The organism is Streptomyces mangrovisoli (assembly GCF_000974985.2).
GTDB lineage: Bacteria > Actinomycetota > Actinomycetes > Streptomycetales > Streptomycetaceae > Streptomyces > Streptomyces mangrovisoli.
In genome coordinates this window covers 99189-124759 of record NZ_LAVA02000003.1, presented here as the reverse complement: position 1 = coordinate 124759, position 25571 = coordinate 99189, and the positions used below count along the sequence as shown (strand labels likewise).

Annotated in this window: 22 protein-coding genes; 6 read left to right on the top strand and 16 right to left on the bottom strand. The window is 73.0% G+C overall.

Annotated elements, in window-relative coordinates; translation table 11 throughout:
* Positions 1–161: 161 nt before the first annotated feature.
* Both WN71_RS01595 and WN71_RS01590 read right to left on the bottom strand, forming a co-directional pair.
* Complete coding sequence (locus WN71_RS01595) at positions 162–1355, bottom strand: glycoside hydrolase family 64 protein (protein WP_046581365.1); 1194 nt, start codon at positions 1353–1355, stop codon at positions 162–164.
* Positions 1356–1467: 112 nt separating this feature from the next.
* The gene (locus tag WN71_RS01590) at positions 1468–2772 is read right to left on the bottom strand and encodes a glycoside hydrolase family 16 protein (protein WP_046581363.1); all 1305 of its coding nucleotides are present in this window, start codon (positions 2770–2772) and stop codon (positions 1468–1470) included.
* A 481-nt stretch (positions 2773–3253) separates the two neighbouring features.
* On the opposite strand from WN71_RS01590, the gene WN71_RS01585 reads away from it, so the two are divergent.
* Positions 3254–3994, top strand: a complete 741-nt coding sequence (locus WN71_RS01585) for a hypothetical protein (RefSeq protein WP_046581360.1) — start codon at positions 3254–3256, stop codon at positions 3992–3994.
* A 43-nt stretch (positions 3995–4037) separates the two neighbouring features.
* Complete coding sequence (locus WN71_RS41710; RefSeq protein WP_167382890.1) at positions 4038–4199, top strand: hypothetical protein; 162 nt, start codon at positions 4038–4040, stop codon at positions 4197–4199.
* 221 nt (positions 4200–4420) lie between these two features.
* Here WN71_RS41710 and WN71_RS01580 read toward each other — a convergent pair whose 3' ends face one another.
* The 3 genes from WN71_RS01580 to WN71_RS01570 form a co-directional block, all read right to left on the bottom strand.
* Positions 4421–6379 (bottom strand): YncE family protein, encoded by a 1959-nt coding sequence (locus WN71_RS01580; RefSeq protein WP_052742871.1) that lies wholly within the window; start codon positions 6377–6379, stop codon positions 4421–4423.
* 259 nt (positions 6380–6638) lie between these two features.
* Complete coding sequence (locus WN71_RS01575; protein WP_240529531.1) at positions 6639–7490, bottom strand: hypothetical protein; 852 nt, start codon at positions 7488–7490, stop codon at positions 6639–6641.
* Positions 7491–7682: 192 nt separating this feature from the next.
* Positions 7683–9047 carry a phosphatase PAP2 family protein gene (locus WN71_RS01570; RefSeq protein WP_107469525.1) on the bottom strand — a complete coding sequence of 455 codons (1365 nt, stop codon included), beginning with the start codon at positions 9045–9047 and terminating at the stop codon, positions 7683–7685.
* A gap of 659 nt (positions 9048–9706) precedes the next feature.
* Between WN71_RS01570 and WN71_RS01565 the strand changes: the two genes are divergently transcribed.
* Positions 9707–10048 (top strand): hypothetical protein, encoded by a 342-nt coding sequence (locus WN71_RS01565; RefSeq protein WP_240529530.1) that lies wholly within the window; start codon positions 9707–9709, stop codon positions 10046–10048.
* Between the two features lie 71 nt (positions 10049–10119).
* Here the strand turns inward: WN71_RS01565 and WN71_RS01560 are convergent, their stop codons facing one another.
* The 9 genes from WN71_RS01560 to WN71_RS01520 form a co-directional block, all read right to left on the bottom strand.
* Positions 10120–10947 carry an inositol monophosphatase family protein gene (locus WN71_RS01560; protein ID WP_338058670.1) on the bottom strand — a complete coding sequence of 276 codons (828 nt, stop codon included), beginning with the start codon at positions 10945–10947 and terminating at the stop codon, positions 10120–10122.
* A gap of 88 nt (positions 10948–11035) precedes the next feature.
* Positions 11036–11239: a Sec-independent protein translocase subunit TatA gene (gene tatA / locus WN71_RS01555; protein ID WP_046581355.1), complete on the bottom strand. Its 204-nt coding sequence runs from the start codon at positions 11237–11239 to the stop codon at positions 11036–11038.
* Positions 11240–11306: 67 nt separating this feature from the next.
* Positions 11307–13133, bottom strand: coding sequence for an LCP family protein (locus WN71_RS01550; RefSeq protein ID WP_206299991.1), 1827 nt, complete (start codon positions 13131–13133; stop codon positions 11307–11309).
* Positions 13134–13413: 280 nt separating this feature from the next.
* On the bottom strand, positions 13414–16164 hold the full coding sequence (mgtA, locus tag WN71_RS01545) for a magnesium-translocating P-type ATPase (protein ID WP_046581354.1): 2751 nt from the start codon (positions 16162–16164) through the stop codon (positions 13414–13416).
* Complete coding sequence (locus WN71_RS01540) at positions 16157–16498, bottom strand: ArsR/SmtB family transcription factor (RefSeq protein ID WP_240529529.1); 342 nt, start codon at positions 16496–16498, stop codon at positions 16157–16159. The genes mgtA and WN71_RS01540 overlap by 8 nt, the downstream gene beginning before the upstream one ends.
* Positions 16499–16595: 97 nt before the next feature.
* The gene (locus WN71_RS01535) at positions 16596–17378 is read right to left on the bottom strand and encodes an SDR family NAD(P)-dependent oxidoreductase (RefSeq protein WP_046581350.1); all 783 of its coding nucleotides are present in this window, start codon (positions 17376–17378) and stop codon (positions 16596–16598) included.
* A 3-nt stretch (positions 17379–17381) separates the two neighbouring features.
* Positions 17382–17987, bottom strand: a complete 606-nt coding sequence (locus tag WN71_RS01530) for a cupin domain-containing protein (RefSeq protein ID WP_079177592.1) — start codon at positions 17985–17987, stop codon at positions 17382–17384.
* A gap of 50 nt (positions 17988–18037) precedes the next feature.
* Complete coding sequence (locus WN71_RS01525) at positions 18038–18916, bottom strand: RNA polymerase sigma-70 factor (RefSeq protein ID WP_046581348.1); 879 nt, start codon at positions 18914–18916, stop codon at positions 18038–18040.
* A 106-nt stretch (positions 18917–19022) separates the two neighbouring features.
* Positions 19023–20309, bottom strand: a complete 1287-nt coding sequence (locus WN71_RS01520) for an NAD(P)/FAD-dependent oxidoreductase (RefSeq protein ID WP_046581345.1) — start codon at positions 20307–20309, stop codon at positions 19023–19025.
* Between the two features lie 202 nt (positions 20310–20511).
* Here WN71_RS01520 and WN71_RS01515 point away from each other — a divergent pair, with 202 nt between their 5' ends.
* Complete coding sequence (locus WN71_RS01515; protein ID WP_071369792.1) at positions 20512–21030, top strand: hypothetical protein; 519 nt, start codon at positions 20512–20514, stop codon at positions 21028–21030.
* Between the two features lie 13 nt (positions 21031–21043).
* Positions 21044–21982 carry a hypothetical protein gene (locus WN71_RS01510; protein WP_052742870.1) on the top strand — a complete coding sequence of 313 codons (939 nt, stop codon included), beginning with the start codon at positions 21044–21046 and terminating at the stop codon, positions 21980–21982.
* 37 nt (positions 21983–22019) lie between these two features.
* On the opposite strand, the gene WN71_RS01505 is transcribed toward WN71_RS01510, so the two are convergent.
* Positions 22020–22706 carry a DUF6445 family protein gene (locus tag WN71_RS01505; protein ID WP_046581341.1) on the bottom strand — a complete coding sequence of 229 codons (687 nt, stop codon included), beginning with the start codon at positions 22704–22706 and terminating at the stop codon, positions 22020–22022.
* A gap of 241 nt (positions 22707–22947) precedes the next feature.
* Here WN71_RS01505 and WN71_RS01500 point away from each other — a divergent pair, with 241 nt between their 5' ends.
* The gene (locus WN71_RS01500; RefSeq protein WP_206299990.1) at positions 22948–23688 is read left to right on the top strand and encodes a DUF4142 domain-containing protein; all 741 of its coding nucleotides are present in this window, start codon (positions 22948–22950) and stop codon (positions 23686–23688) included.
* Positions 23689–23825: 137 nt separating this feature from the next.
* On the opposite strand, the gene WN71_RS01495 is transcribed toward WN71_RS01500, so the two are convergent.
* The gene (locus WN71_RS01495; protein WP_046581339.1) at positions 23826–25469 is read right to left on the bottom strand and encodes a glycoside hydrolase family 13 protein; all 1644 of its coding nucleotides are present in this window, start codon (positions 25467–25469) and stop codon (positions 23826–23828) included.
* Positions 25470–25571 lie beyond the last annotated feature (102 nt).

The following is a 25571-nucleotide window of genomic DNA, read 5'->3' as shown; positions in this document are numbered from 1 at the left end:
CAGAAGGTTGTGCCCGCGCGGCACTTGGCCGGCCGGGGACCGGCGCCGCTCACGGGAGAACCCCCGGGCCGAGGCCCGGGGGTTCTTGTCGGCCGGACCGGCGCCTCATGGGGGTCGGCGCTGGTCGGTCCGGCTGTGGGGGGTGGGGCTGGGGGGTGGGGTCAGAAGGCGGTCAGGGTGAGGGTGAACCCGGTCGGGCTGGTGTCCTGGATGTACGAGGCGAAGTCGGCCACGTCGTCGAAGGCGAAGCCGTAGGCCTTGCCGTCCTTCGTGGCGGCGTGGATGGCCTTCGCGTAGTGGTTGGTCAGGGCCGTCTGGTAGAAGGTCGCCGGGTCCGTGGTGGGCTGGTCGGGGTTGCTCAGCAGGGTGGTGCGGTTGAAGCCCGCGCCGAGGACCGCGGCCACGGGGCCGGTGGTGCCGTCGTTGGGGGCCGCGAGGTTGCCGTCGCAGAAGAGGACGTCGCGGGTGGACGGCTTGGCGAAGGACACCGAGGCCGGGCCGGTGAAGGTGAACTGGTCGGCGCGGACCCGGCCGGTGAACGTGCCCGCGTTCGTGGTGACCCTCAGGTCCTTGCCGGTGTACGTGCTCCACACCGAGTCGATGTACGGCGCGAGGTAGTCCTTGGCGAAGATGCCCGCGTCCAGGCCGTGTCCGGGGGCGATGATGCGGGTGTCGTCGACGACCAGCCCCGCGAACTCCTCGACCTCCTTGACCGCGGCGAACGCCGCGGCGCGGCCGCCGTCGACGAGGGTGCCCGCCGTCTGGTCCTTGTCGCCGGTGAGCCGGATGCTCATCGGGACGCTGAACATGTCGACCATCGTGGTGTTGCAGAACATGCCGGACGCGTTGTGGGTGAACTCGGCGCAGTCGTGCAGGATGCCGTAGTTGGGGTCCGAGGTGACCCAGCCGGCCGGGTACTGGAGCGCGGGGTTGCCGTTGCCGTCGGCGACGGCCTTGAACTTCAGCTTCGCGCCCATCGAGACGTAGATCCGGCCCGACATGTAGGGCAGCGACAGCTTCGTCTCGCCGCTGCCGGCCAGCGGGATGGCGTAGTCGGTGAAGCCGTCGGCGCCGTTGTCCGCCAGCGCGATGGGGACGACCTGGCCGTCCGCGGTGAGCCGTACCTGCTTGCCGTCGAGGTTGCCGACGACGTACAGGTGCACCGAACCGTTCGTGAACGAGCCGCTGTTGTTGACGACGGTCACCGGGAGCGAGCCGCTCGCCGCGGTGGTGCCGCTCTGGTCCGCGAGGGCGAACGGGGCGATGGAGGCGATCGCCGGTACCGCGACGGCCGCGCCGCCCAGGGCGAACAGCATCTTGCGGCGGGTCAGGTTGCGCTGGTGACGGGGTGCCATGTGGGGTGCTCCTTGGGTCCCGGTCCCGGCCGGGGGGAGGCCGGGGCGCTCGGGTGGGGAGGGGATCAGGGGGAGTGGGGACGCCCGGGTGCGGCCGCCGCGGCGTCGTGGCTCAGCCGACGGTCCACTTCTGGTTGGCGTTGCCGGAGCAGGTCCAGATCTGCAGGCGGGTGCCGTCGGCCGAGGAGTTGTCCTTGGCGTCGAGGCACTTGTCCGCGCCGGTGTTGGTCAGGTCCTTGGCGGAGGTGTACGTCCACTGCTGGGCCGACGTGCCGTTGCAGGTGTAGAGCTGCACCACCGCGCCGTCGTCGTGCGAAGCGGCCTTGACGTCCAGGCACTTGCCGAGGGCCCGTACGGTGCCGTCGCTGCCCAGGGTCCACTTCTGGGCGTCGTTCCCGGTGCAGTTGTGCAGCTGGATCGGGGTGCCGTCGTCGCTGCTGCCGCCCGCGACGTCCACGCACATGCCGCCGATGCCCTTGATCGCGCCGGTCCGCGTCGTACCGCCGGTGCTGCCGCCCGTGCTGCCGCTCGTGCTGCCGGAGTCCGAGGTGGTGACATGGACGTAGTCGACGGTCATCGTCTGCGGGAACGAGGTGGAGGAGTCGGGGTTGCCGGGCCAGTCACCGCCGACCGCGAAGTTCAGGATGATGTCGAAGGGGTGGTCGAAGACCCACTTGTTGCTGCCCGCGTCGGCCGGGGTGCGGGTCTCGTAGGTCTGGCCGTCGACGGACCAGGTGATCGCGGAGGGGCTCCAGTCGACGGCGAAGGTGTGGAAGTCGTCGGCGAAGGACGTGCCGTTCGGCAGCGTGTACGCGGCGCCGAGGCCGCCCGCGCCGGAGTAGCCGGGGCCGTGGATGGTGCCGTGGACGGTGCCGGGCTCGTAGCCGACGTTCTCCATGACGTCGATCTCACCGCTGCCCGGCCAGCCCACGCTGCCGAGGTCGTCGCCGAGCATCCAGAACGCCGGCCAGACGCCCTGCCCCTTGGGGACCTTGATCCGGGACTCGAAGTGGCCGTACTTCTGGGTGAAGGTCTTCGCCGTGTTCAGCCGGGCCGACGTGTACTGGCAGGTGCCGTACCAGCACTGGAGGCCGGAGTCGGTGTTCTTGCGGGCGGTGACGACCAGATCGCCCTTGCCGTCGAGGGCGGCGTTGCTGGTGCTGTTCGTGTAGTACTCGAGTTCGTGGTTGCCGTTGCCGCTGCCCCCCGTCTCCAGGCTCCACTTCGCGGAGTCGGGCGCGCTGCCCGCGGCTCCGTCGAAGTCGTCGGAGAACGTCGTCGTCGTGGTGACGGTGGCGGCGTTCGCGCGGTTCGTCGCCGCGTCCGACGTGTTGATGAGGACGGCGGAGGCGAGGCCGGCGGAGACCAGCAGCGCCAGACCGCCGAACGACCATCTGCGTGAGCGATGAACGGCCATCGGATGTGCGCTCCTTGTCTGTGGGGGACGTCCGGGCAGGGCACCGGAGGTACACGCAGCGTGCTCGGCCGGCCGCACGGGCGACGAGCTGAGAGCGCTCTCTCCCGCGGGGAGGGCTCCACCGGTGCGCCAGACGATACGCACGAACATTGCCGCCGCCAACCGGACGGCGAACGCATCAAATCCCTTTGACCTGCGGGTATTTGACGATCTCCGTGAGCCGCAAACAAGTTTAAGTTTGGTTTAAAGCCCACTTAAGAAGGGCGGGACGGGGCTCTCGCGGGCCGTCAACGGGGGTGCGCGGAGAGTGAGCGTCGCGGGGACCGTGGAGGCCGTCGGGACGGGCCGGGAGGCCGTCGGGCGGGGCGACGGCCAAGATCGGAAGTCTGAGCATCTCCTGAGCAGGAACGGTGAATTCCGCTGATTGGCTTGCCGTCGCGACAAACCCCACAGGAACAGCTGAAAAGAGTTCTGCCCGATCATGCCCAAGCACATAGCTTCCCGGCGCGGTGCCACCGTCCTCGTCGGCCTGGCGGCCGCCGCCCTGCTCGCCACCGGAACCGCGAACGCGTCGATCATCTCGCGGGACGGCGCGCGGATCGCCGCGTACGAGGCGACGCTGGCGGACAGCAAGGAGTCGGGCGCGGCCGACACCCTCAAGCAGTTCGACGGCCTCGCCCACGACGATCAGGTCAAGTTCCTCGACTACACGGAGGACCCGGACAACCTCAAGGCCCTGCTGCACGAGGCCGCGGACGTGCCCGCCGCCGGCACGACCACGCACTCGATCACGAGCCTGAGCGGCGGGGACGTGCAGATCACGGCGGACAGCAACGCCGACTTCACGCCGGACACCTCCGGCGGCGGCGACTCGTCCGCGGCCGCCAGGCTCCACCGCGGCTGGTGGGACACCACGTACACGGTCAGCCAGAAGATCCTGGGGGTGACGGTCACCCGGCTGAGCCTGTGGGTGAACTACTACACCAACGGATCGTCCATTACTAAGGTGGACCACGCCGACTGCGGCAAGCGGAACTTCAATGCCGCGGTGGCCATCGGACACGGCACCCCGAAGGCGTGGCTCGCCGGGGGCACCGCCAATGGCGAGGTGGTCTGGGAAGGATCGATCGTCTACAAGGGCTTCGGCGTCGAGATCGACAAGCGGCACCATGTCGCGGCGGACGCCCGGGGCTTCAAGAGCGGTTATCTCAAGAACATCTGACCCCTTCTCCCGGGAACATCCGACCCTTTCTCAAGGAGCGCTGATGGCAACGCCTTCCACCTTCATCAAGGTGCTTCTGGCCGTTCTGGCCGGCCTGCTTCTGCTGGCCGTGGCCGGGATGGCCCTGTGGGCCTCCGGTTCCGGCGAGGAGTCCTCCTCCACGCACCGCGCCGCCCCCGCGACGCACGCGCAGGTGAACCGGTGAACGCATGGCGGCAGGCGAGCACCGGCCAGAAGTGGACGATCGCCCTGCTGGCCCTCGCCGTCGTCGTGATCCTCAACGGCATGGCGCACAACATCACCTGGTGATCCGACCGCGCGCACGCGAGAGGCCACCGCCGGACCGGTCGGTCCCGGTCCGGCGGTGGCCCTCGTCGGCGGTGCGGCGGGTCAGCGGTGCTTGCCCCACCGTCCGCGCGTGAACGGCTAGTTGGAGAAGTACAGGTACTTCCACGAGCCGTACGTCGTCGTGTTGACGTTGTCGCCCGAGGAGGTGTCGATGTACGCCGCCCGCACGCGCGCCTTGAGGCCGGACTGGCCGGGGGCGCCCAGGCTCACCGCGCACTTGCCGTTGGAGGCGAGCTTGAAGTACTGCCCGCTGCCCTCGGTCGTCTCCCACTTGCCGTTGTAGTAGACCTGAAGGTCGAGGCGCTCCTTGCGGCCCGCGTAGTACGACATGGTCGTGGTGACCAGCGGGGCGCTGTTCTTGTGGAACCAGTAGTACGACGTCGAGCCGATCTTGGCCGTCTTGTAGTTCTTCGTGATCGCGGTCGAGACCTTCGCGTAGGCGTACGCGCGGGACGTGACCGTCTTCGAGAGGTAGTGCGAGTCGCCCTTGAAGACCGCGCTGACGACGGTGTCGCGGGTCATGTCGACGGTCGCGGAGAAGTTGCCGTGCGAGTCGACCTTCCCGGACTTGACCAGCTTGTTGGGCTTGTCGGAGCCGTAGGGGTCGGCCCAGATCTCGACCGTGCGGTTGGTGTACGTGGTACCGAGGTGCGCGGTGAACTTCACGTCGGTGCCGTACGCGTACTTCTTGAGGTTGTTGTTCAGGGTCAGCGTGGCCGCGGCGCGGGAGACGGCGACCTTGTCGGACGCGGTGGCCGGGGAGTGGTCCGCGTCGCCCGCGTACGTGACCTTGTAGGTGACCGTGCCGCCGGCCGGCGGGGTGTCGGTGAAGGAGTACGTGCCGTCGGACTTCACCGTGACGGCGGGCAGCGCCTTGCCGTTCGGGGAGTCCATGTCGGTCCGGGTGACCTGGAGCTGGACCCCGGCGGGCAGCCCGACCGCGGTCAGCTTTCCGGTGACGGTGAGCGCCTTGGCGCGGGTCGCGCTGGTCGGGGCCTCGACTGTCAGGGTGGGGCTGTTCAGGTTCGCGCCGGGGAGCGCCTTGAGGGTGTAGCCGCCGCTGTAGGGGTCCGTGCCGACCAGCGCGAAGAGCGTGGAGTCGTCCGGCGCCCAGGCGAGGTCGACCGCGTGCGAGGTGCCCTCGTCGAAGGTGTGCAGCGGGACGGTGCCGTTCTGCTGGTACGTGAGGATCTTGGACCCGGCGGCCTGGGCGAGCAGGCCGTCGGAGGCGATGTCCCCGACCTGTCCGGCGGGGTAGGAGCCGGCCGGGGTGAAGTCGCCGTTCGCCCAGGTGTCCCGGTCGGTGCCGTTGAGCAGGACCTGGTCCGAGCCGGGCACCAGGTCGATGTCGTTGACGCCGCTGTTGAGCTTGTAGTCCATGAAGTGCCAGGCGACCAGCTTCGGCTTGTCGCCGGTGACGTCGAAGACGCCCTGCGAGTCGGAGGAGCTGCCGGTGTCGGCGGCGGCGAGCAGGCCGGGCTTCGACGGGTCGGTGTCCAGCAGCGCCGGGTTCCACAGGCCGGGCCACTGGTCGGCCGGGAACAGGGCGAGCGCCACCGGGTCCGTGCCGCTCGCCGGGTCGACGCTCGGGTCGACCGAGCCGATGTTGCCGTCCCACTGGTCGCCGTAGCTGAACCAGATCTTGCCGCCGGTGACGGCGACATGGCCGGGACCGGTGGTGGTGGCGACGGTGTAGCGGGACTTGATCTCCAGGGTCGCGGCGTCGAGGGCAACGATCTCGTGGCTGCCCGAGGCGGCCGCGTAGAGCGTGGCGCCGTCGTCGGACAGGGCCAGGTCGGAGACCCCGGTGATGCCCTCGACGGAGTCGACGGCGTCGCCGGAGTAGGTGGCGGCCGTGACGGTGCCGGTGCTGCGGTCGCCGACGAACACCCGCTGGACGGCGCCGTCCACGACGAGCCCCCCGGCCGTGGTGACATGGACGGCGGGCGCGGCCGAGGCGGAGCCGGCCGCGCCGAGGCTCAGCGCCGCCGAGCCGAGAAGGACCGCGAGCGCCGTCGCGGACGAGATGCTGCGCATACGCACAGTGCTGTTACCCCCACAGGAAAACCCGGTGCAGGACCGGGCAGTTGAGTGCGCCGCGCGGCACCCGGACACGACCGCGAGGAACCACGGCGTCGCACGGGGCGCGGCTGCTGGGAGCAGCGTATGACATGCCTGTGACAGTCGGGGAGAGGGTTTTCCGTGGCCCGCACCACGCTCGCCGGGTCGCCGGGGGTCTTGGTTACGCCGGCCTTGAACAGGCGTGTCTCCAGGGTGGATACGGGGTGGATAAGGGCTAGGGGCGTTCGTACAGCTGGAGCACCCCGCCGAGCGAGAAGCACAGGGCGCCCGTCAGCGTGGTCCAGTTGGCGATGGTGGCGTTGACCAGGCTGCCGGTGGTGGGGCGGGTGAAGGCGGTGATCGCCGAGATCATGAACAGGGCGGAGCCGAGCTGGTTCACGGCGACGATCCACCAGCCGAGGTCCCGGCCGAGGACGCGGAACCTGCCGTGGCAGACCTCGACGAAGGCGAGGTGGCCGGAGATCAGGAAGAGCACGCAGCCGACCACGTCCGGCGCCCAGACCAGCCGGTTGACCTGTTGGACGCTCAGTCCCTGGAGGAAGGAGTCCAGCAGGTCGACGGCGAAGACGACCGTGCCGGCGAACAGGACGAACGCGCTGAGCCAGTCCACCCGGGTCGGCTCGTAGCTCCACCAGCGCCAGCGCCGGGTGACCAGCCGGCCCGCGCCGCCGGGCACGTGCCGGGGCGCGTTGACGACCTGGAGCAGGGAGACGTAGCCGCCGGTGTTGAAGAAGAGCCCGCCGGCGAAGTAGATCGAGGCGCACGTGGTGGCGTCCCCGGAGCCGAGCTGCGCGACGCCCGCGCCCGCCGCGAACAGGGCCCCGCCGATGACGAAGGCGGTCGCGGCGATGGCGTTGAGCCTGCGCAGGCGGCGCAGCGAGACCTCGTCGGCGCGGTGGTGCCGGGCCGGGCCGCCGGGCGTGTGCACCGCGATGAGTCCGCGCCGCCTGGCGAGCCGCGACTCCCATACGGCCGTGCCGCCGCCCGGCGGGTGCCAGGTGAGCCGCGTGGTGAACGGCCCGGCCCCCTCGGCGTGTTGCCCGGCGTCTCCCGCGTCCCTGATCACGCGTCGACTGTGCCAGAGCGGACGGGAGATGACGGTCATTTCGGCTGTTGTCCGCCGCGTGCGTCGGACGGGTCCGGACGCGCCCGAGGGGCGCGGGGAACCGCGCGACCAGCCACGACGGAGCCGCCCGGGGGCACGGAGGCACAGCGGGCCCGGGGGCACGGAGGCACTCCCCGCGCCCCTGAAGCGTGGTCAGATCAGTTCGTGCTGGGGCTGCGGGCGGGGCGTCGGCGCCGCGCGGCGCCGCTCGTAGGGCGCGAAGGTCCGGACGTAGGCGTAGATCACCGAGGCCAGGGCCAGCAGGAGGAGCGGGCCGGCGAGCCACGCGTGCTCGGCCATCTCCAGGGGGAGCCACCGGTACGCCACCAGCAGCGCGACGAAGACCGCGGCGCCGTACCCGACCGTCCGCAGCCCCACCCGGTCCCAGCCGCGGTCGTAGGTGCGCAGACCCCCCTCGACCGTGAGGGCGAAGACCACCCCGGCGACGAGGTCCGCGCCGTAGTGGTACCCGAACCCGAGCGTCGCGGTGAGCGTGGCGACCAGCCAGAACGCGCCCGCGACACGCAGCGCGCGCGGCCCGCGGCGGGAGTGGACGAAGATGGTCACGGCCCAGGCCGTGTGCAGGCTGGGCATGCAGTTGCGGGGCGTGAACCCGTCGTACGGCACCGGGTGCGGCGCGCGGACCGGCGCCGTGGTGTGCGGCCAGAGGTCGGCCGTCGGCCAGTGCCCGAACTGGTGCCCCGCCTCCGCCCACAGGCTGACCGAGGACCAGTGGTCGGCGCCGTCGCCGTACGCGAAGACCGGGCCGACCACCGGGAAGATCATGTAGACGGCCGGGCCGAGCAGGCCTATCACCAGGAAGGTGCGCACCAGGTGATGGCGCGGGAAGCGGCGCTCGACCGCGACATGGCGGAGTTGGTACAGCGCGACGACGACCGCGGCCACGGCGAGCTGGCCGTAGACGATGTCGAGCAGGTTGAAGCCGATCGGACCCGAGGCGGTGACGAGCCGGCCCACCAGCCAGGACGGGTTGCCCAGGGCGTGGTCGGCGGTGGCCACGTACTGGTCGAGCACGGTCGGGCGGGTCTTGGAGGTGATGAGCAGCCAGGTGTCGCCGGTCTTGCGGCCGGCCACCAGCAGCAGGCCGAGACCGGCGCCCTTCAGCAGCAGGACGCGTTCCCGCCCGGTGCGCCGGGTGACGGCGACGACCGCGCAGCCGAGGACCACCCACAGTGCGCCGTTGCCGAACGGGTGGCCGTGGCCGACCCGCACGCCGAACGCCTCGCGGACGACCAGGAAGGCGAGGTCGACACCGATCGCGGCGCCGAGCGCGACGAGCCGCTGGCGCCAGGTGAGCACCACCATGGTGAGGGCCATGCCGGCGTAGAGCAGGAAGCCCGACTTGGGCGGGAGCACGACCTCCCGCACCTGCTCGGTGACCGGGCCGGGGACGCCGTAGTGCCGGGCGGCGACCTCCAGGGCCACGAGGAACCCGGCGACCACGACGGCCGCCGCCGCCCATAGCCGCGCCCGTGGCCGACGCCACGTCGAGAGCACGGTGCTGCGGAGTCCTCGCGGAAGGTCTCGCGGTGCTGTAGGTATCAATTTCGGCCGGTTCACTAGTGAGGGACGGACGGTCGGGCCTCGTGCCCGACGGGGCACGCGATGCCGCGACGGGCGTACGGCGACGTCGGGGCGACGGGCACGGACGACCGGACGGCGGGCGGTCGGGAGCGCCCGCGCCTCACCCCGGACGAAGACGTACTTCGCCCGTTCCGCGTGCCACGCCCGCCGCCGCTTCTACGCCCACGTGCGCCACATCACAGCGGCCGGTCCGCACGCAGAGGCGGCACAGCGGAGCCGCCCAGCCTTGTCCCGGGGCGCGCACAGCGCGCAGACAGCCGATGCACCCTCGTCCCCCGTCCCCCTGTGCCGCCGACGCCCTTCGTATGTCCCTCAGAACGGGACAGTCACCTTCAAGAGCCGTTCCCCCCGGCCCACCTGCCGAGGGAAACACAGCGAATCTGCACAGGTCAATAGCGCTGTGCATACCCTGTGCACACCCAGGGCCACCCGCAGAAGGGACATTCCTGCCCTGATCCTGGTGAACGGGATACGGCGCGGACGGGGTCGGGGCGGTGACGGGCGGACGGCGCGAGGGTGGACGCGCGACCCGCGGGCGGACCGTTGTCAGTGGGATGGTCCATGCTGCGGACATGCTGATTGCCACTGACGCCCGGGGGCGTGCCGTACGGCAGCCGGACGGGGAGCGGATCGCGGCCCTGCTGGCCGGGCTGGCGCACGGGGATCATCTGATACTCGAGCGGCAGGGGGACGGCGTCGCCGGGGACTGGTACGTCCAGGTCCTGTACCGCGACGACACCTACCAGCTGGAGCACCGCGACGGCGTGCCCGCCGAGCACTACCAGACCCGGAGCGGGTCCAGGGAGGACGTGCTCCGCGCGCTGCTCGGCTGGGCGGGCGGCGAGCGGACCTGGCGGGAGGGGTTCGCCTGGGAGAACATCGGCGCGTGGTTCGCGCCGCCGGACGCCCCGTAGACCCCCGGCCGGGGCGGGGCCGGACGCCGAGCGCGCCGAGCGCGCCGGGGTCCGTCAGGCGGGCGGGTCCGTCAGGCGGGCGGGGGCGCCGAGGTGACCGTCCGGTGCCAGAGGGCGTGGGCCTCGGGGGCGGCGCCAGGGGCCGCGAGGAGGAGCGGGGCGTCGTAGGGCGGCCGTTCGGGGAGGGCGATCGCGCCCGCCTCCCGGGCGATCAGCAGGGGCGGGAGGGCGTCCTGGGGGTGGTACGCGCCGATCGCCGCCGCCGTCGCGCGGCCCGCCGCGACCTGCACCAGGGAGAGGGCCGTCGAGCCCATCACCCGCACCGTGCAGTGGCGGGCCGCGAGTTCCGCGAGCAGGGCGTCCAGGCCGGGCCAGTGGACGTGGGCCGCCCACTCGGTGAGGAAGACATGGCCCGTGAGGGTGGTGTGGTCGGCCGCCCGGATCGGCGTGCCGTTGAGCCGGGCACCGCCGCCCCGGACCGCCGTGAACGTCTCACCGCGCCACGGGTCCGCCACCACGCCCAGCAGCGGTGTGCCGTCCGGCGCGGCGAGGCCCAGGGAGAAGGAGCACCAGCCGATGCCGTGCGCGAAGTTCGTGGTGCCGTCGACCGGGTCGATCACCCAGTGCGGGGCGTCCGGGTCGCCGGCCGTCTCGCCGTACTCCTCGCCGTCGACGCCGTAGGCCGGGAACGCCTCCCTGAGCGAGGCGCGGACGTGCCGCTCCACCGCCTCGTCGGTGTCCGTGACGATGTCGGCGGGTCCCGCCTTCTCGCGCAGACCCTGCCGACGGCTCGCGTCGGCGCCCGCCCGCCGGATGGCGGCGGCGGCCCACTCGGCCAGCTCCGCCGCCACGGTCATGGCTCCGGTCAGGCCCTCGGGCCCGGTCTCCCGCACCACCACGCGATCCCGCCTTCCCGAACGCCCGACGGCCGCCGGGTCAGGTCCTGCGGACACGACCCATGCGGCCGTTCACGTCCTGCGGCACGACCTAGGCGGCCGCGCCGGTCTCCGGGTCGGCCGTCGGCTGCGGGGCCGCGCCGTCGTCCTTCATGGCCTTGGCCTCGCTCTTGAGGATGCGCATGGACTTGCCCAGCCCGCGCGCCGCCTCGGGAAGCTTCTTCGACCCGAAGAGCAGGATGATCACAATGGCGACGATCAGCAGATGCCAGGGTTCCAGGCCGTTGCGGAGCATCCCGCTCACCCTCTTCCTCTTCGGTCAACTTCCTTGCGGCTTTGCGCAACTGTACAACCCCGGGGGATCAGTCGTCGGAGTCGGCCTTGCTGCTCGCCGCCTTGTACGCCTGGGCCGGGGTCATCGCCACGCCGTTGAGCGAGACCGTCTTGTAGGGGCTGACCTTCGCGCAGGTCTTCGCCTCGTCGGCGGTCTGCGCGTGCGCGTTGGACACCGCGGCCTGCGTGTCCGCGGAGGAGGAGGAGGAACCGCCGGGATACGTCGTGCCGCTCTCCCAGTCGCTGCCGATCACCAGCGTCAGCCCCGAGCCGCTGCCCGCCTTCACATGCTTGGTGGGCAGGCCCAGCGCCTTCGCCGCCGTCGTCGCCTCGGCCTTCTGGCCGCTGCCGTACGTCAGCGTGGTCGTCGTCGCCGCGCTGGCCGCGTTGCCGGTGGTGGTGTCGGAGCTGAAGCCCTTGTCGGTCAGCGCGGTCGCGATCTCCCCGGCGCGGCCGGTGACCGTGGTGCCGTTCTCCACCGTCACCGCGATCTCGGAGGCGGGCACCGCGGAGGCGGTCGCCGTGGCGGACGCCGCCGAGGACTTCTTGCCCGAGCCCGTCGTCAGCGACTTGTCCTCGGAGATGGTCGCGAACAGGCTCTTGGCGCCCGTGCCCACCACCACGCGGTTGCTGTTGCTCGGGTCGGGCGCGGTCTGCATGGTCGTGAAGGTCATCCGCTTGGTGGGGACCTTGTTCACGTCCGCCGCGAGCGCGACCAGCTTCGCCACGCTGCCGAGGCCGTCGTCGACGGTCAGCGCCTTGGTGGCCGCGTTGGCCAGCTTGTAGACCGCGGTGGGGTTGGTCAGCGTGCCCGCGCTCTTGAACTTGCGGATCATCGAGCTGAGGAAGATGTGCTGCGAGACCGTCCGGCCGAGGTCGCTGCCGTCGCCGAAGCCGTGCCGGCTGCGCACGAACTCCAGGGCGGCGACGCCCTTCAGGGTGTGCGAGCCCTTGGACAGCTTCAGGTGCGAGTAGGTGTCGTAGACGTCGTCGCTGACGCAGACGGAGACACCGCCGACCGCGTCCGACATCTTCACCACGCCGGAGAAGTCGAGCTGCACGAAGTGGTCGATGGTGATGCCGGTCAGCTTGTGGACCGTCTCCACCTGGCAGGCCGGGCCGTACTGGAGCGCGCTGTTGATCTGGCCGTAGTAGCCGGCCGTGGAGACCCCGGTGTCACTGTTCTTGCACGCGGGCACGTTGGTCATGGTGTCGCGCGGGATGCTCATGACGGTGGCGTTGGAGCGGTCGGCGGATATGTGCACCACCATCTGCACGTCCGCGTTGCTGCCGGTCTGCACGCCCGTGGTCGAGCAGCCGCCGCCGAGCTTGCAGTCGGTCTTGCTGGTACGGCCGTCCGAACCCATCACCAGGATGTTGATCGGGGTGCGGCCGAAGGCGTCGGCCTTCTCCGTGCCGCCCTTGCCGTCGATCGACACGCTGTGGATGTTGCCGTTCAGGTGCTGGTAGAACCAGTAACCGGCGCCGGCGAGGACCACGACGATCACGGAGAGCGATATCGCGATGATCTTCAGCGCCCGCCTGCCGCGACGTTCCGGACGGCCACGACGTCGTGACCGTCCGTGACCGCCGCCGTTCGCCGCGCCGTTGCCTCCGCCGTTCCCGCCGGCCCTGCCGCCCTTGCGGGCCGCCTCCCGCGCGGCCGCGCGGCCGCCGGTCGGACGGCCGGGATCACGCGGGGAGCGCGTCCCCTCCCCCGGCGCGCCCATTCCGTCGCCGGGGAGCCGGGAGCGGTCGCCCTGCGGGCGCACCCGGTCGCCACCGGCCCCGCGCTGGCCGGGAACCTGGCGGGTGCGTGTGGCATGGCCTGCCGGCCCGTCCCACGGGTCGCTCATCTACCACTCCCAGGCACGGTCGGGTCCGTCATGCCGGGCCGGGGGGCCGGGCGTGCGCGGCGGTATCGGGCAGGTGGAGCGGGGACTCCACCCCGGTTGCTCAGTTGCGCAATGTAACAAACCTCTGGCCATGGCAGTCCGGATCCTGTGGGAATTCACAGGTGAGTGATCTCATGGGAGCGCCATGAGGGACTCGGGGGACCCCTGTTGGCAGCCCTTTTACACCACGCAGGGTAAGGCTTGCATCAGAGCTCGGCTCACAGCTGTAACACAGCGTCGGTCAAAGGGGCTTGGGCCGCGGGCCGGAGGGCGTGGTGCGGCGCTCCGAGGCCGCGCGCAGGGCCACCGCGTACAGCACCAGGACGCCGATGAGCAGCGGGTAGTACACCGTCGGCAGGGCGGTCAGGCCGAGCGGCGGCCCCAGCGGCGACGCGGGCAGCAGCAGACCGATCACGGCGAGCGCACCGGCGGCCCACGCCACCGGGCCCGGCCTGCCGCCCCGCAGCGGCCGGCGGCCGATCCGCAGCAGCGTCATCACCAGCGCCTGCGTGAGCAGGTTCTCCGTGAACCAGCCGGAGTGGAACACCTCCTGGTCGTCCCCGAGCCCCCGGCCGTGCAGGGCGTAGGCGAGGACGCCGAAGGTGGCGAGGTCGGCCACGGCGTTCAGCACCCCGAACCCGGCGATGAAGCGCAGCAGGTCGCGCGGGCGCAGCACGGTAGGGCGGCGCAGCACCGAGGGGTGCGGGCGGTCGTCGGCGAAGGCGAGCTGGGCCGCGTCGAAGCACAGGTTCTGGACGAGCACCTGCGCCGGGAGCATCGGCAGGAACGGCAGCAGCAGGCCCGCGCAGAGCATCGCGATGACGTTGCCGAGGTTGGAGGAGAGCGTGACCCGCAGATAGGTGGCGATGTTGCCGCCGGCGAGACGACCGGTGCGCACGGTGCGGGCGACCGCGGTGAGGTCCTTGTCGGCGAGTACGACGTCGGCGGCCTCGCGGGCCACCCCGGCGGCGCCCTGCGGCGCGATGCCGACGTCGGCGGCGCGCAGCGCGGGCAGGTCGTTGACGCCGTCGCCGAGAAAGCCGACGGTGTGCCCGGCGCCGCGCAGCGCCCGCACGACGCGGGCCTTGTGCTCGGGGGTGCAGCGGGCGAGGACGGTCGCACGGCGGGCGAGGTCCGCGAGCGCCGCGTCGTCGAGCCCGTCGAGGCGGTCGGCGGTGAGCACGGCCTCGGGGGTGACGGGGACGCCCAGGTCGCGGCAGGCGCGGGCGGCGGTACCGGGGTGGTCGCCGGTGAGGACCTTGACGGTCACGCCGTGTCCGGCGAGGACGTCGAGCGCCCGCGCGGCGGTCGGCGCGAGCGCGTCCCGCAGGGTGATCAGACCGCGGAAGGTCAGGCCGCGCTCGTCGGCGGGGGTGAGGCCGCGGCCGGGGCGGGCGGGGCGCTCCGCGGTGGCGACCGCGAGGACGCGCAGACCGGCCTCGGCCTCGCGGGCGGCGAGGGCGCGCAGCCGGGCGCGGGGGTCGCCGCTGCCGTCGCCCGTCCCGTCCGGATCGCCGTCGAACGCGCACCGCTCCAGTACGGCCTCCACGTCGCCGCGCGCGATCAGGGTGTGCGTGCCGAGCCGGCCGGGGGTGCGGACCACGGCGGTGGCCAGGCGCCGGACCGGGTCGTAGGGGAGGGCCGCCACACCGTCGTAGGCCATGAGGCCGTCGGCGTCGGCGGTGTCGAGGACCGCCTCGTCGAGGGCGTCGGCGACGGGCAGGTCGGCGAGCTGGAGGGTCCACCAGGAACCTACGGCGGCCCAGTGCAGGACGTCCGCGTCGGCGCGGCCGTCCGGGCCGAGGGCCTGGTCGACGACCGGGCGGTCCTGGGTGAGGGTGCCGGTCTTGTCGACGCAGAGCACGTCGACGGCGCCGGCGTCGTGCAGCGCGGGCAGCCGCTTGACGACGACGTCGTGGGCGCGGGCCAGCCGCGTGGCCCCGCGCGCCAGGCAGACGGTGACCAGGACCGGCAGCATCTCCGGGGTGAGACCGACCGCCACGGCGACCGCGAACGGCAGGGTCTCCGCGCCCCGGCCGCGCAGCGCCGCGCCCGCCATGAGCACCAGCGGCGGGGTGAGCAGCATGAACCGGATCAGGATCCAGGAGATGCCGTGCACGGAGCGGTCGAAGGCGCTCGCCTCGCGCGGTACGGCGGCGGCGCCGTGGCCCGTGGCGAAGCGCGTGCGGGCACCGGTCGCGACCACGACGGCCGTGGCGCTGCCGGAGGCGACGCTGCTCCCCTGGAAGCACAGCTGGGGCTGCCCGAAGACGCCCGCGACGGCAGCGGAGGAGGCGGAGGCCGGGGACGCGGAGGCGGAGGCCGGGGACGCGGAGGCGGAGGCGGAGGCGGAAGCCGGGGACGCGGAGGACGCCGAGGCGGAGGAGGCAAAGGACGCGGAGGCGGGGGACGCCGAGGCGACGTGGGACCCGGTGGCCGCGGGGTCCGCCGACTTCGGGACGGGCGCCGACTCGCCCGTGAGCGCGGCCTGGTGCACCGTCAGACCGCTCGCGCGCAGCAGCCGTACGTCGGCCGGGACCAGGTCACCGGGACCGAGCCGGACCACGTCGCCCGGCACCAGCTCGTCCACCGGGATCTCGCGGGAGCCGCCGTCCCCGCCCTCCCCGGCCGGCCGCCGCAGCACGGTGGCGGTGGTGGCGACCAGGGCGCGCAGCCCGGCCAGGGAACGGTCGGCCCGGTGTTCGCCGCCGGCGCGCAGCGCGCAGCTCACGGCGACGAGGAGCAGGATCACGGCGGTCGTGCCCCAGGCGAGGACCAGCGCCGACACCAGGCCGAGGCAGGCCAGTACCGCGGTGAACGGGTCCCGCAGGCTGCGGGCGAACAGCCGCGGCCAGGAGGGCGTGCGGTGGGCCGGGAGGGTGTTGGGTCCGTACCGCGCCAGCCGTTCCAGGGCCTCGGCCTCGGTGAGACCGCGTGGTCCGCTGTCCAGCCCGCGCAGCACCTCGAGCACGGTCGCGGTGTGCTCAGCCACCGGCTTCGTGCAGTCGGCGCACCGGCGCGGCCGACCGGTCCGAACGGGCCGTCAGCTGACCCATCATCACCCGGACCACGGTCACGATGTCGGCGTCGTCGACGTAGTACACCTGGCGGCGGCCCTCGCGGCGGGAGCGCACCAGACCGGCCAGCTTCAGCTTGGCCAGGTGCTGGCTGACCGCGGGCAGCGCGCCGCCGACCCGTTCGGCGAGGTTGGTGACGTCGCTCTCGCCCTGCGCGAGCGCCCACACCAGGTGCAGCCGGGCCGACGAGGCGAGCAGTCCGAACGCGGCGGCCGCCTGGGCCAGCACCTCGGCGGACGGGTCGTCCACGCGACCGGCCTTCTCCCCCACAGCCCTCACCCGTCCCGCCCGTGTCACAGTCACCGCATAGAAGCCCACACAGTGTAGGTGTCCGTGAACGCCCCGCTCACCACGTCGGCCGCGCGCTCACCCCGCCGTCCACCACCAGGTCCGAGCCGCTGATCCAGGCCGCCGCCCCGGACGCGAGGAACACGCACGCGTCGCCGATGTCCTCCGGTGTGCCCAGCCGCCCGAGCGGGGCCGCCGCGCGCCAGCGGTCCACGCCCTCGGGCCAGTCCCGCGCCAGTCCGGGCCGGTCGATCAGGCCGGGGGAGACCGTGTTGACGCGGATGCCGTCGGGGCCGTACTCCAGCGCCGCCGAGCGGGCGAACATCAGCAGGGCCGCCTTGGAGGCGCAGTAGTGGGCGTGGCCCGGGGCGGGCCGGGTCCCCTCGATCGAGGCGACATGGACGATCGAGCCGCCCGCGCCCCGCTCCCGCATGGCCCGCGCCGCGGCCTGGGTGCAGGCGAAGGCACTGGTGACGTTGGCGTCGGCGACCTGACGCCACTCCGCGGCCGTGAGGTCGGCGAGCGCGCGGACCGGCTGGACGCCCGCGCAGTGGACGAGCGCGTCCAGGCGTCCGGCGCCCCAGGCGACGGCCTCGGCGACCAGCCGCTCGCACTCCTCCTCGCGGGTCAGGTCCGCGCGGGCCGCGAGCGCCCGGCCGCCCCCGGCCTCGATCTCCCCCACCAGCTCCCGCGCCCGCCCGGCCCTTCGGTGTCCGTGCACGACCACCGCCGCGCCGGCCGCCGCGAACCGGCGCGCGACGCCCGCCCCGATGCCTCCGCTCGCGCCGGTCACCAGCGCCACCCGTCCGCCGAGATCCGGCAGTCCGGCGTCACGCGTCACGCGTCACCGCCATGAGGGCCCTTCCTCTCTTGTCGCCTCTTGTCGCCCGTCTCTTGTCGCCCGTCGTCCGGGGGGATCCACGGCGTCCGGGGGGTCCACGGCGTCCGGCATCCTGGTCGGCTCCTCCGTCCGGCACAGCGCCCTGATGCGGGTCTCCTGGGCGGGGTGGCGCGCGGCGAGGACGTCCGGGTCGCCGCCCTCGTAGTCGGCGGTGACGAAGCCGGGCGCCATGGTCGTACCGAACAACGACCAGGTGCCGCCCGGGGCCACGCGCGCGCCCATCCAGGTGCCCGCGGCCACCACGAGCTGCACGAGGTCGCCCGCGCCGAGGTGCAGCACCCGGTCGGATCCGTCCGGGTCGAGCAGGAGCAGTTCCAGCGGGTCGCCCCGGTAGAAGTGCCAGACCTCGTCCGAGGCCAGGCGGTGCAGGGCGGAGAAGTCGCCCTCCTCCGAGGTCAGCAGCATCATGATCGCGGAGCCGGCCGGGCGGCCGTCCGGTCCCGGCGGGCCCGCCCAGGTACGGCGGTACAGGCCGCCCTCGACGGGCAGCGGGCGCAGTCCGTGGCGGGCGGCCAGCCGGGCGGGGGTGACGTCGGTGTCGTCCGTCATGGAGGTCTTCTCACCCGCGGTCCCCGGCGCCACACCCCTGAACCGGCGCGTCACCCCCGCAGTCCCGCGAGCTTGTCGGGGTTGACCTGGAAGCGGAGGTTGCGGATGCGGCCGTCCGCCAGGTCGTAGGTGAGGGCGCCCACCGGCAGGTCGCCCGCCGTGAACAGGATGCCCAGCTCCCCGTTGATGCCGGCCGGGCTCAGGCGTACCGCGGCCGAGACCGGCTTCGCCAGCACCCCGAGGATCCAGCGGGCCACGTGGTCGGGGCCGTACAGCGGGCGGCGGGCGGCGGTGACCTTGCCGCCGCCGTCGGACCAGCAGGTCACCTCGGGGGCGAGCAGTTCCATGACGGCGTTCAGGTCGCCGCCGGAGCAGGCGGCGATGAACCGCTCGGTGACGCGGGCGCGCCGGTCGTCGTCGGTGTCGTAGCGCGGGCGGCGGGCGCGGACGTGCTCGCGGGCGCGGTGGGCGATCTGCCGGACGGACGGCTCGGGGCGTTCGAGGACGTCGGCGATCTCGGCGTGGGAGTAGCCGAAGACCTCGCGCAGCACGAAGACGGCGCGCTCCACGGGGCTGAGGCTCTCCAGCACGACGAGCAGCGCGGTGGAGACGTTGTCGGCCACTTCGGCCTCCTGGGCCGCGTCGGGCGAGGTGAGCAGCGGCTCGGGCAGCCACGGGCCGACGTAGCTCTCGCGGGTGGCGCGGGCCGAGGTGAGGCGGTTGAGGGAGAGGTTCGTGACCGTGCGGACCAGATAGGCCTTGGGGTGCCGTACGGCGTCGCGGTCCGCCGAGCTCCAGGTCAGCCAGGTGTCCTGGAGGACGTCCTCGGCGTCCGCGACGCTGCCGAGCATCCGGTAGGCGGTGGCGAACAGCAGCCGCCGGTGGGCGAGATAGGGGTCGCTCTGGTCCGTGGTCGGCTCGTACCGCATGGGGACCAACCTGCCAGGAAAGACGGGGGAGTACGAGACGGCGGGAGCGCGCGCCGGATGGCGGGGGAGTCCCGCCGCGCGGGGCGGGCGGGCGCCGGGCACCCGTTCAGGCGGCGGAGACGCGGGCGGGCGCCGGGTCCGCGGGGGTCCGGGTCCGTCGGCCGCCGCGGGACACGGTCGCGGTCACGTTCATCCGCCTGCTCAGCCGCATGCTCGGGACGGGGCTGCCGCTGACGAACTCCTTGTAGCGGACGGCGGCGCGGCCGCGCAGCCACAGGCGGCGGGGGGTGTCGTCGGGGTGGGTGAACTGGATGACCGCGTCGTGCCGGCCGAGGCTCACCGGCTGGTGGATGTAGCCGAAGCGGAACGGCTTGACCTTCTTGCCGCGCAGCGCGCGGGCGACGGTGTCCGCCGTGTACTGGGCGGTGGGCAGCCCGCTCTGGCAGGTGCCGTGCACCCGCCCCCAGGCCAGCTCGACGGCGGCGGCGTCGCCGACGGCGTGCACCCGCGGGTGGGAGACCGAGCGCAGGGTGGCGTCGACGACGATCAGTCCCCGCTCGTCGACCGTGATCCCGGCGTCGGCGGCCAGCGGCCCGACCCGGACGCCCGCCGTCCACAGGCAGGCGTCCGAGCGGACGCGCTCGCCGGAGGAGAGTTCCACGGCGTCGGGCAGCACCCGGGCGACCCGGACCCCGGACCGCACGGTGACGCCGAGCCGGTCGAGCGCCCGGACGAGGTGGGCGCGGGCCCGCTCGCCCATCAGCGCGCCGGGCTCCTCGCCGCTGATCAGGGTGACGGCGAGGCCGGGATGGGCCTCGGCGATCTCGGTGGCCGCCTCGACGCCGGTCAGTCCGCCGCCGCACACGGTGACCGTGCCCCCGGCCGCGGCGACCTCGCCGAGCCGGGCGGAGAAGCGGGCCGCGGCCGGGATGCCGTCCAGGGTGAAGGCGTGGGCGGCGGCGCCGGGGACGCGGCCCGTGTCGGCCGCGCTGCCGAGGGCGTAGACGAGGGTGTCCCAGGGGAGGGTCACCGGCGTGCCGTCGGCCGGGGCGCCGTCGGCGCCGGTGGGAGCGACGGTCACGGTGCGGGCGCCGGGGTCGAGGGCGGTGGCGCGGCCCTGCACGAAGGTGATGCCGGTGCCGGCGAGCAGGTCGGCGACGGCGATGTCGGCGAGTTCCTGGCCCGCGGCGACCTGGTGCATGCGCAGCCGTTCGGTGAACCGGGGCGAGGGGTTGACCAGGGTGATGCGGACGTTGGAGCGCCGGGTGCGGCGGGCCAGCCGGATGGCGGCGAACATGCCGGTGTAGCCGCCGCCGAGGACGACGACCCGATGGTCGCGGGCCGGGCCGTCGCCGGGTGAGGTGGACGGGGTCTGCGCGCTGTGCTGCGTCATGTCGAACTCCGGTGTCGTCGGGGTGCCGGTGGGTTGTCGACCATGGGACAGACGGCCCTGTCCGGACGTGACAGGCGTACGATGTGACCTGCGTCACACGCCCGCCCGGGTGACCTCCGAGGTGCGGCCCGTCCGGTCCCCCCGTTGACTGGAGAGCGAATCGCGCCGGACCACGCGGCCGGGCGGGCACACGGGAGGCGACATGGCGGCACGCTGGGCGACGAGCGCCGTACTGGCGGTGGCGGTGGCCGCCGCGCTGACGGGCTGTTCGGACGACAACAGCCCGTCGAGCACCGCCAGCAAGGCCGCCTCGGCCGCGAAGTCGGTCGCGTCCTCGCTCGCCTCGCAGGCGTCCTCGGCGGTGGCCTCGGCGACCGCGAAGGCCGGTTCGGCGCTCGCGTCCGCCACCGCGGAGGCGGGCCGGAAGCTGGACGACATCAAGAACGGCACGGACGTCAAGAGCGATGTGACGCTCGGCTCGCCCACCACCGACTCCGACGGCCGGACCACCGTCAAGGTGACCGTCCACAACACCGCGGACTCGACCAAGTCCTTCGCCGTGCAGGTGGACTTCAAGGACTCCGGCGGAAAGCTGATCGACGTGTCGGTGCTGACCGTGTCCGACGTGAAGGCCGGCGCGAGCGCCGACGCCACCGCCCGCAGCACGCACAACCTGTCCGGCACGGTGAAGACCGAGGTGAGCCGGGCCGTCCGCTACTGACCGGTGGCCGGACGTGCCCGCCGCGGAGTCCGGCCCCGCGAAGTCCGGCCCCCCGGAGTCCGGCCCCGCGGACTCCGCTCTCGCGGGCTCCCTGCTGCAAAAGTCGCTCGCCGACCCGGGCCGACTGCCCGAGAACCTCGCCGAGTTCGCGGTACGGCGGCTGGGCCCGGCGGCCCGGCGCGGTGTGCGGGCGCTGCCCGACACCGGGGCCGAGGCCCGGCGGGCCCGGGTGATCACGCGGGGCAGACGGGCCACCGTCACCGAAGGGGCCTTCGTGGGCGGCCCGTTCCTCGTGTTCATCCCGGTGGCGTTCTGCGCGGCGCTGCTGCGCCAGGCCCGCACCCTGCTCGAACTGGCCGCCCTGGACGGCCGCGACCCGGCCGCGCCGGAACGGGTGCCCGAACTGCTGGTGCTGCAAGGGGTGTACCCCAACGAGCGGACGGCGGCCGAGGCGCTGGCCGCACACCGTGCGCGCCCGGCACCCGGCACCCCCCGCCGCCGCAGGCTGCCCGCGCTGTGGGACGTCACCGTGCGCATGGCCCGGCTGCTCGGGCTCGTCACCCCGGGCCGCGGCAGATGGTGGGCGCAGGCGGCGGGCGCGCTGCTGCTCCTCGCGGTGCTGCTGGTGGGCCTGGTGGCGCCGCTGGTCTGGCTGCCGTACATGGCGATGTCGTACGACCGTGCCACCACGCGGCTGATGGAGCGCGCCGTCCGCCACTACTTCGGCGACGCCCCCGTGCCCGTGCCGCGCAGGCGGCTGGCGCCGGGCGGGCTCGCCGCGCTGGTGCGCGCGGCCGCCTCGCTGCTGCTGGCGGCGGGACTGGTGCTCGGCGCGCTCGCCTCGGACGCGCGGATCGCGGACAGCAGGTGGCCGGTGCTGGGGATCGTGCTGGTGGTGGGAAGCCTGGCCGTCGGCACGCTGTGGCAACGGCGGCACAGGCGGCACCACTGACGGGCCGGGAGCAGCTCCGGATCCGGCCGGGTGTGCGTCAGGCCATCCAGAAGAAGACCGCGGTCATCCGCTTCTCCTCCAGCGTCCTGCCCGAGTAGGCGGTCGCGCTGTGCACGAGGTTGGCGTGGTACAGCAGCAGCCGGTTGTACTTGTGCGGGACCCGTACGTCCTCCTCGAAGGCGTCCGGCGCGACGAACCGGGTGCCGAGCGCCTCGACGAGGTTGGTGTGGGGGGCCTGCACCACGTTGCCGCCGAGCCGGCCGCCGGACAAGGACTGGCGGTAGAAGGCGGTGCCGCAGTCCTTCGGCACGTCCGGGTTGAGATAGAGCACGGCGGCGTACCGGCACAGCGCGCGCGAGTCGGTGTGCGGGCGCGGCTCGCTCTCGCCCTCCCCCACGACCTGGATGCAGTTGTGGTTGAGGGTGCCGCCGCCCGGCGCCTGCTGCACCCAGAGCTCCTTCGCCCCGGTCGCCTGCCGCACCAGGCGCTCCACGCGCGCCAGTTCGCCCGGTTCGAGCCCCGGCATGGTGCGCAGTCCGGGCCAGGACTCGCTCGTGTACGGATGTCCCTTGACCCAGTCGTCCTTGGCGAGGACGCGCTCGCGGACCGCGTCGGGATCGGGCAGCACGTCGTCGATGAGCCAGTAGTCACGGCCCTTGGTGGGCTTGCGATACGGCAGCACAGGAAGGGAGTTGGGGACCCTGTGGGGTGGTTGTGGGGGCATGGGGAAAAATCTAGGAGCGTGCTCCGCAACGCCTCTCCCGCCAAGTGGTCAACATTTCGTCAACCTCCGGGCCGCCCGTCCCGCCCGCCCCGTCCGGTGTGACGTCGGGCACTTCACAAGTTTTTACCAATTCCAGCGAGTCCTTCCGCTTCGGCGTCCGTATTGATCGATGTCCGACCCCCGCCGCCTGGCGGGACCCCCCGACCGGGCAGGAGGCACGGTGCGCTTTTCGCGGAACGCGATGGGAACTCTGTTCGTGGGCGGAGCCCTCAGCGTCACTCTCGTCGCGCTGGCGTATCCATCGATGCTCGGTGTCACCAAGGTGTCGACCTCACCGGACCGCGTCATCGCGAACACGCAGTGGGGCCCGCTGACGGAGGGGGACCGGGACTTCGTCGTGAAGGTGCGCGCCGCCGGTCTGTGGGAGTACCCCGTGGGTCAACTGGCCGAGAAGAAGGGCCAGTCCAAGGCCGTCCTCATCGCGGGCAAGCACCTCATCGACGGGCACGCGGCCCTGGACGCCACCGTCCGCAAGGTCGGACCGATGCTCAACATCACCATCCCGAACAAGCCCAGCCCCCAGCAGCAAGGTTTCATCAACACGCTGACCGCGGACCAGGGCAAGCAGTTCGACAAGGACTTCGCCAACATCCTGCGCGTGACCCACGGCTCGATCTTCAACACGATCGCGAAGATCCGCTCCACGACGCGCAACACGCTGGTGCGGGCGCTGGCCGACCAGGCCAACGCCACCGTGCTCGACCACATCACGGTCATGGAGCAGACCGGGCTGGTCGACTTCCCGCAGGTCCTCTTCCAGGAGACGACCCCGCCGAAGCTGCCCGCCACGGACCTGACCCCGCCGCCCCCGGCCGCCGGTGAACCGGAGGTCGTGCTGACCGCGCCGCCGGACACCACCACCCAGCCGCCGGTCCTGCCGGGCGAGACGCCCACGGCGTCGGCGACCCCGCAGGTCGGCTAGGAACGGCATCCGGGGGGCCGGTCGCGTCGGCCCCCCGGCTCCCGCGTCCGGCAGGACTTCTCGGACCGGCCCCGGCACAGCGGGGCCGGTCCGAGCCGTGTGCGGCTACCCCAGACACACCGTGGTGTCCGGTGCGGCTACCCCAGCCACACCGTGGTGTCCGGACCGAGCGCCCCCTCCGCCAGGGGGGCGCTGGCCAGCAGGGGCTCCCCGGCCGGCAGGGCGACCGGCCGGCCGGAGAGGTTGGCGACACAGCGCCAGCCGTCGTGCCGGGTGAAGGACAGCACGCCGGGCGGGCTCTCCCCGGCCCAGGTGAGCGTCTCGCCCACGGCGAGCTTGCGGCGCAGCCGCAGCGCCGTGCGGTACAGCTCCAGCGTGGATCCGGCGGTGCCGTCCTGCGCCTCGACGGCGTACTCCGCGAAGGACGGCGGCTGCGGCAGCCAGGCGGCGCCCGCACCGAAGCCGTACGACGGGCCGGTGGACGTCCACGGCAGCGGCACCCGGCAGCCGTCCCTGCCCTTGCGGGCGTGGCCCGTCTGCGTCCAGATCGGGTCCTGGAGCGCCTCGGCGGGCAGGTCGGCGACCTCGGGCAGGCCCAGTTCCTCGCCCTGGTAGAGGTAGGCGGAGCCGGGCAGCGCCAGCATCAGCAGGGTCGCGGCGCGGGCCCGGCGCAGACCGGCCGCGAGATCGACAGCCGGTTCCCGGCCGCCGGACAGCAGCCAGGCGTTCTCGTCGGTGCCGGGCTCCAGCATCAGACGCGAGGCGTGCCGTACGACGTCGTGGTTGGAGAGCACCCAGGTCGCGGAGGCGCCCGCGGTACGCGCCGACTCCAGTGACTCGGCGATGACCTCGCGCAGCGCGTCCGCGTCCCAGGGCGCCTGGAGGTACTCGAAGTTGAAGGCCTGGCCCAGTTCGTCCGGACGGGCGTACAGGGCCCGGCGGGCGCCGGGGACCCAGGCCTCGGCCACCGCGGTGCGCGGCGGGCTGTAGGAGTCGAACAGGGTGCGCCAGTCGCGGTAGATCTCGTGGACCTCGTCGCGGTCGTAGTAGGGATGGCTGCCGGGCGCCACATGGTGCAGGGCGTGCTCGCCGACCGGTTCGAGGCCCGCCACGTCCCGCAGCGGGTCGCTCAGGTCCTTGGCGAGCGCGTGGGCGACGTCGATGCGGAAGCCGTCGACGCCCCGGTCGGACCAGAAGGCCAGCGTGCGGCGGAGGTCGGCGCGCACCTCGGGGTGGTCCCAGTTGAGGTCGGGCTGCTCCGGAGCGAACAGGTGCAGGTACCACTCGCCGTCCGCGAGGCGCTTCCAGGCGCTGCCACCGAACACCGACTGCCAGTCGGTGGGTGCCAGTTCGCCGCTCTCGCCGCGGCCGGGCCTGAAGACGTAGCGCTCCCGGGCCGGGGAGCCGGGGCCGTCGTCGAGCGCCTGCCGGAACCAGGGGTGCAGGTGCGAGGTGTGGTTGGGGACGATGTCGACGATCAGCTTGAGCCCCAGGCGGTGGGCCTCCTCGGCGAGCGCGTCGAAGTCGTCCAGGGTGCCGAGGCGGGGGTCGACGCCGCGGTGGTCGGCGATGTCGTAGCCGCCGTCGGCGAGTTCGGAGGGGTAGAAGGGGCTCAGCCACAGGGCGTCGACGCCGAGCGCGGCCAGATGGGTCAGGCGCCGGGTGACGCCCGCCAGGTCGCCGAGGCCGTCGCCGTCGGCGTCCGCGAAGCTGCGCGGGTAGACCTGGTAGACCACGGCCTGGCGCCACCAGTCGGGGTTCCGGGAGGAGAGATCGGGCACGCGGTCTCCTTCTCTGGAGGGGCGGTACGGACGCCGGAAGCAGTACGTCCATAAGTGACGGAATCGTGGAGGACTCTCAAAGTCCTTGTGGAGTCCGCAGGT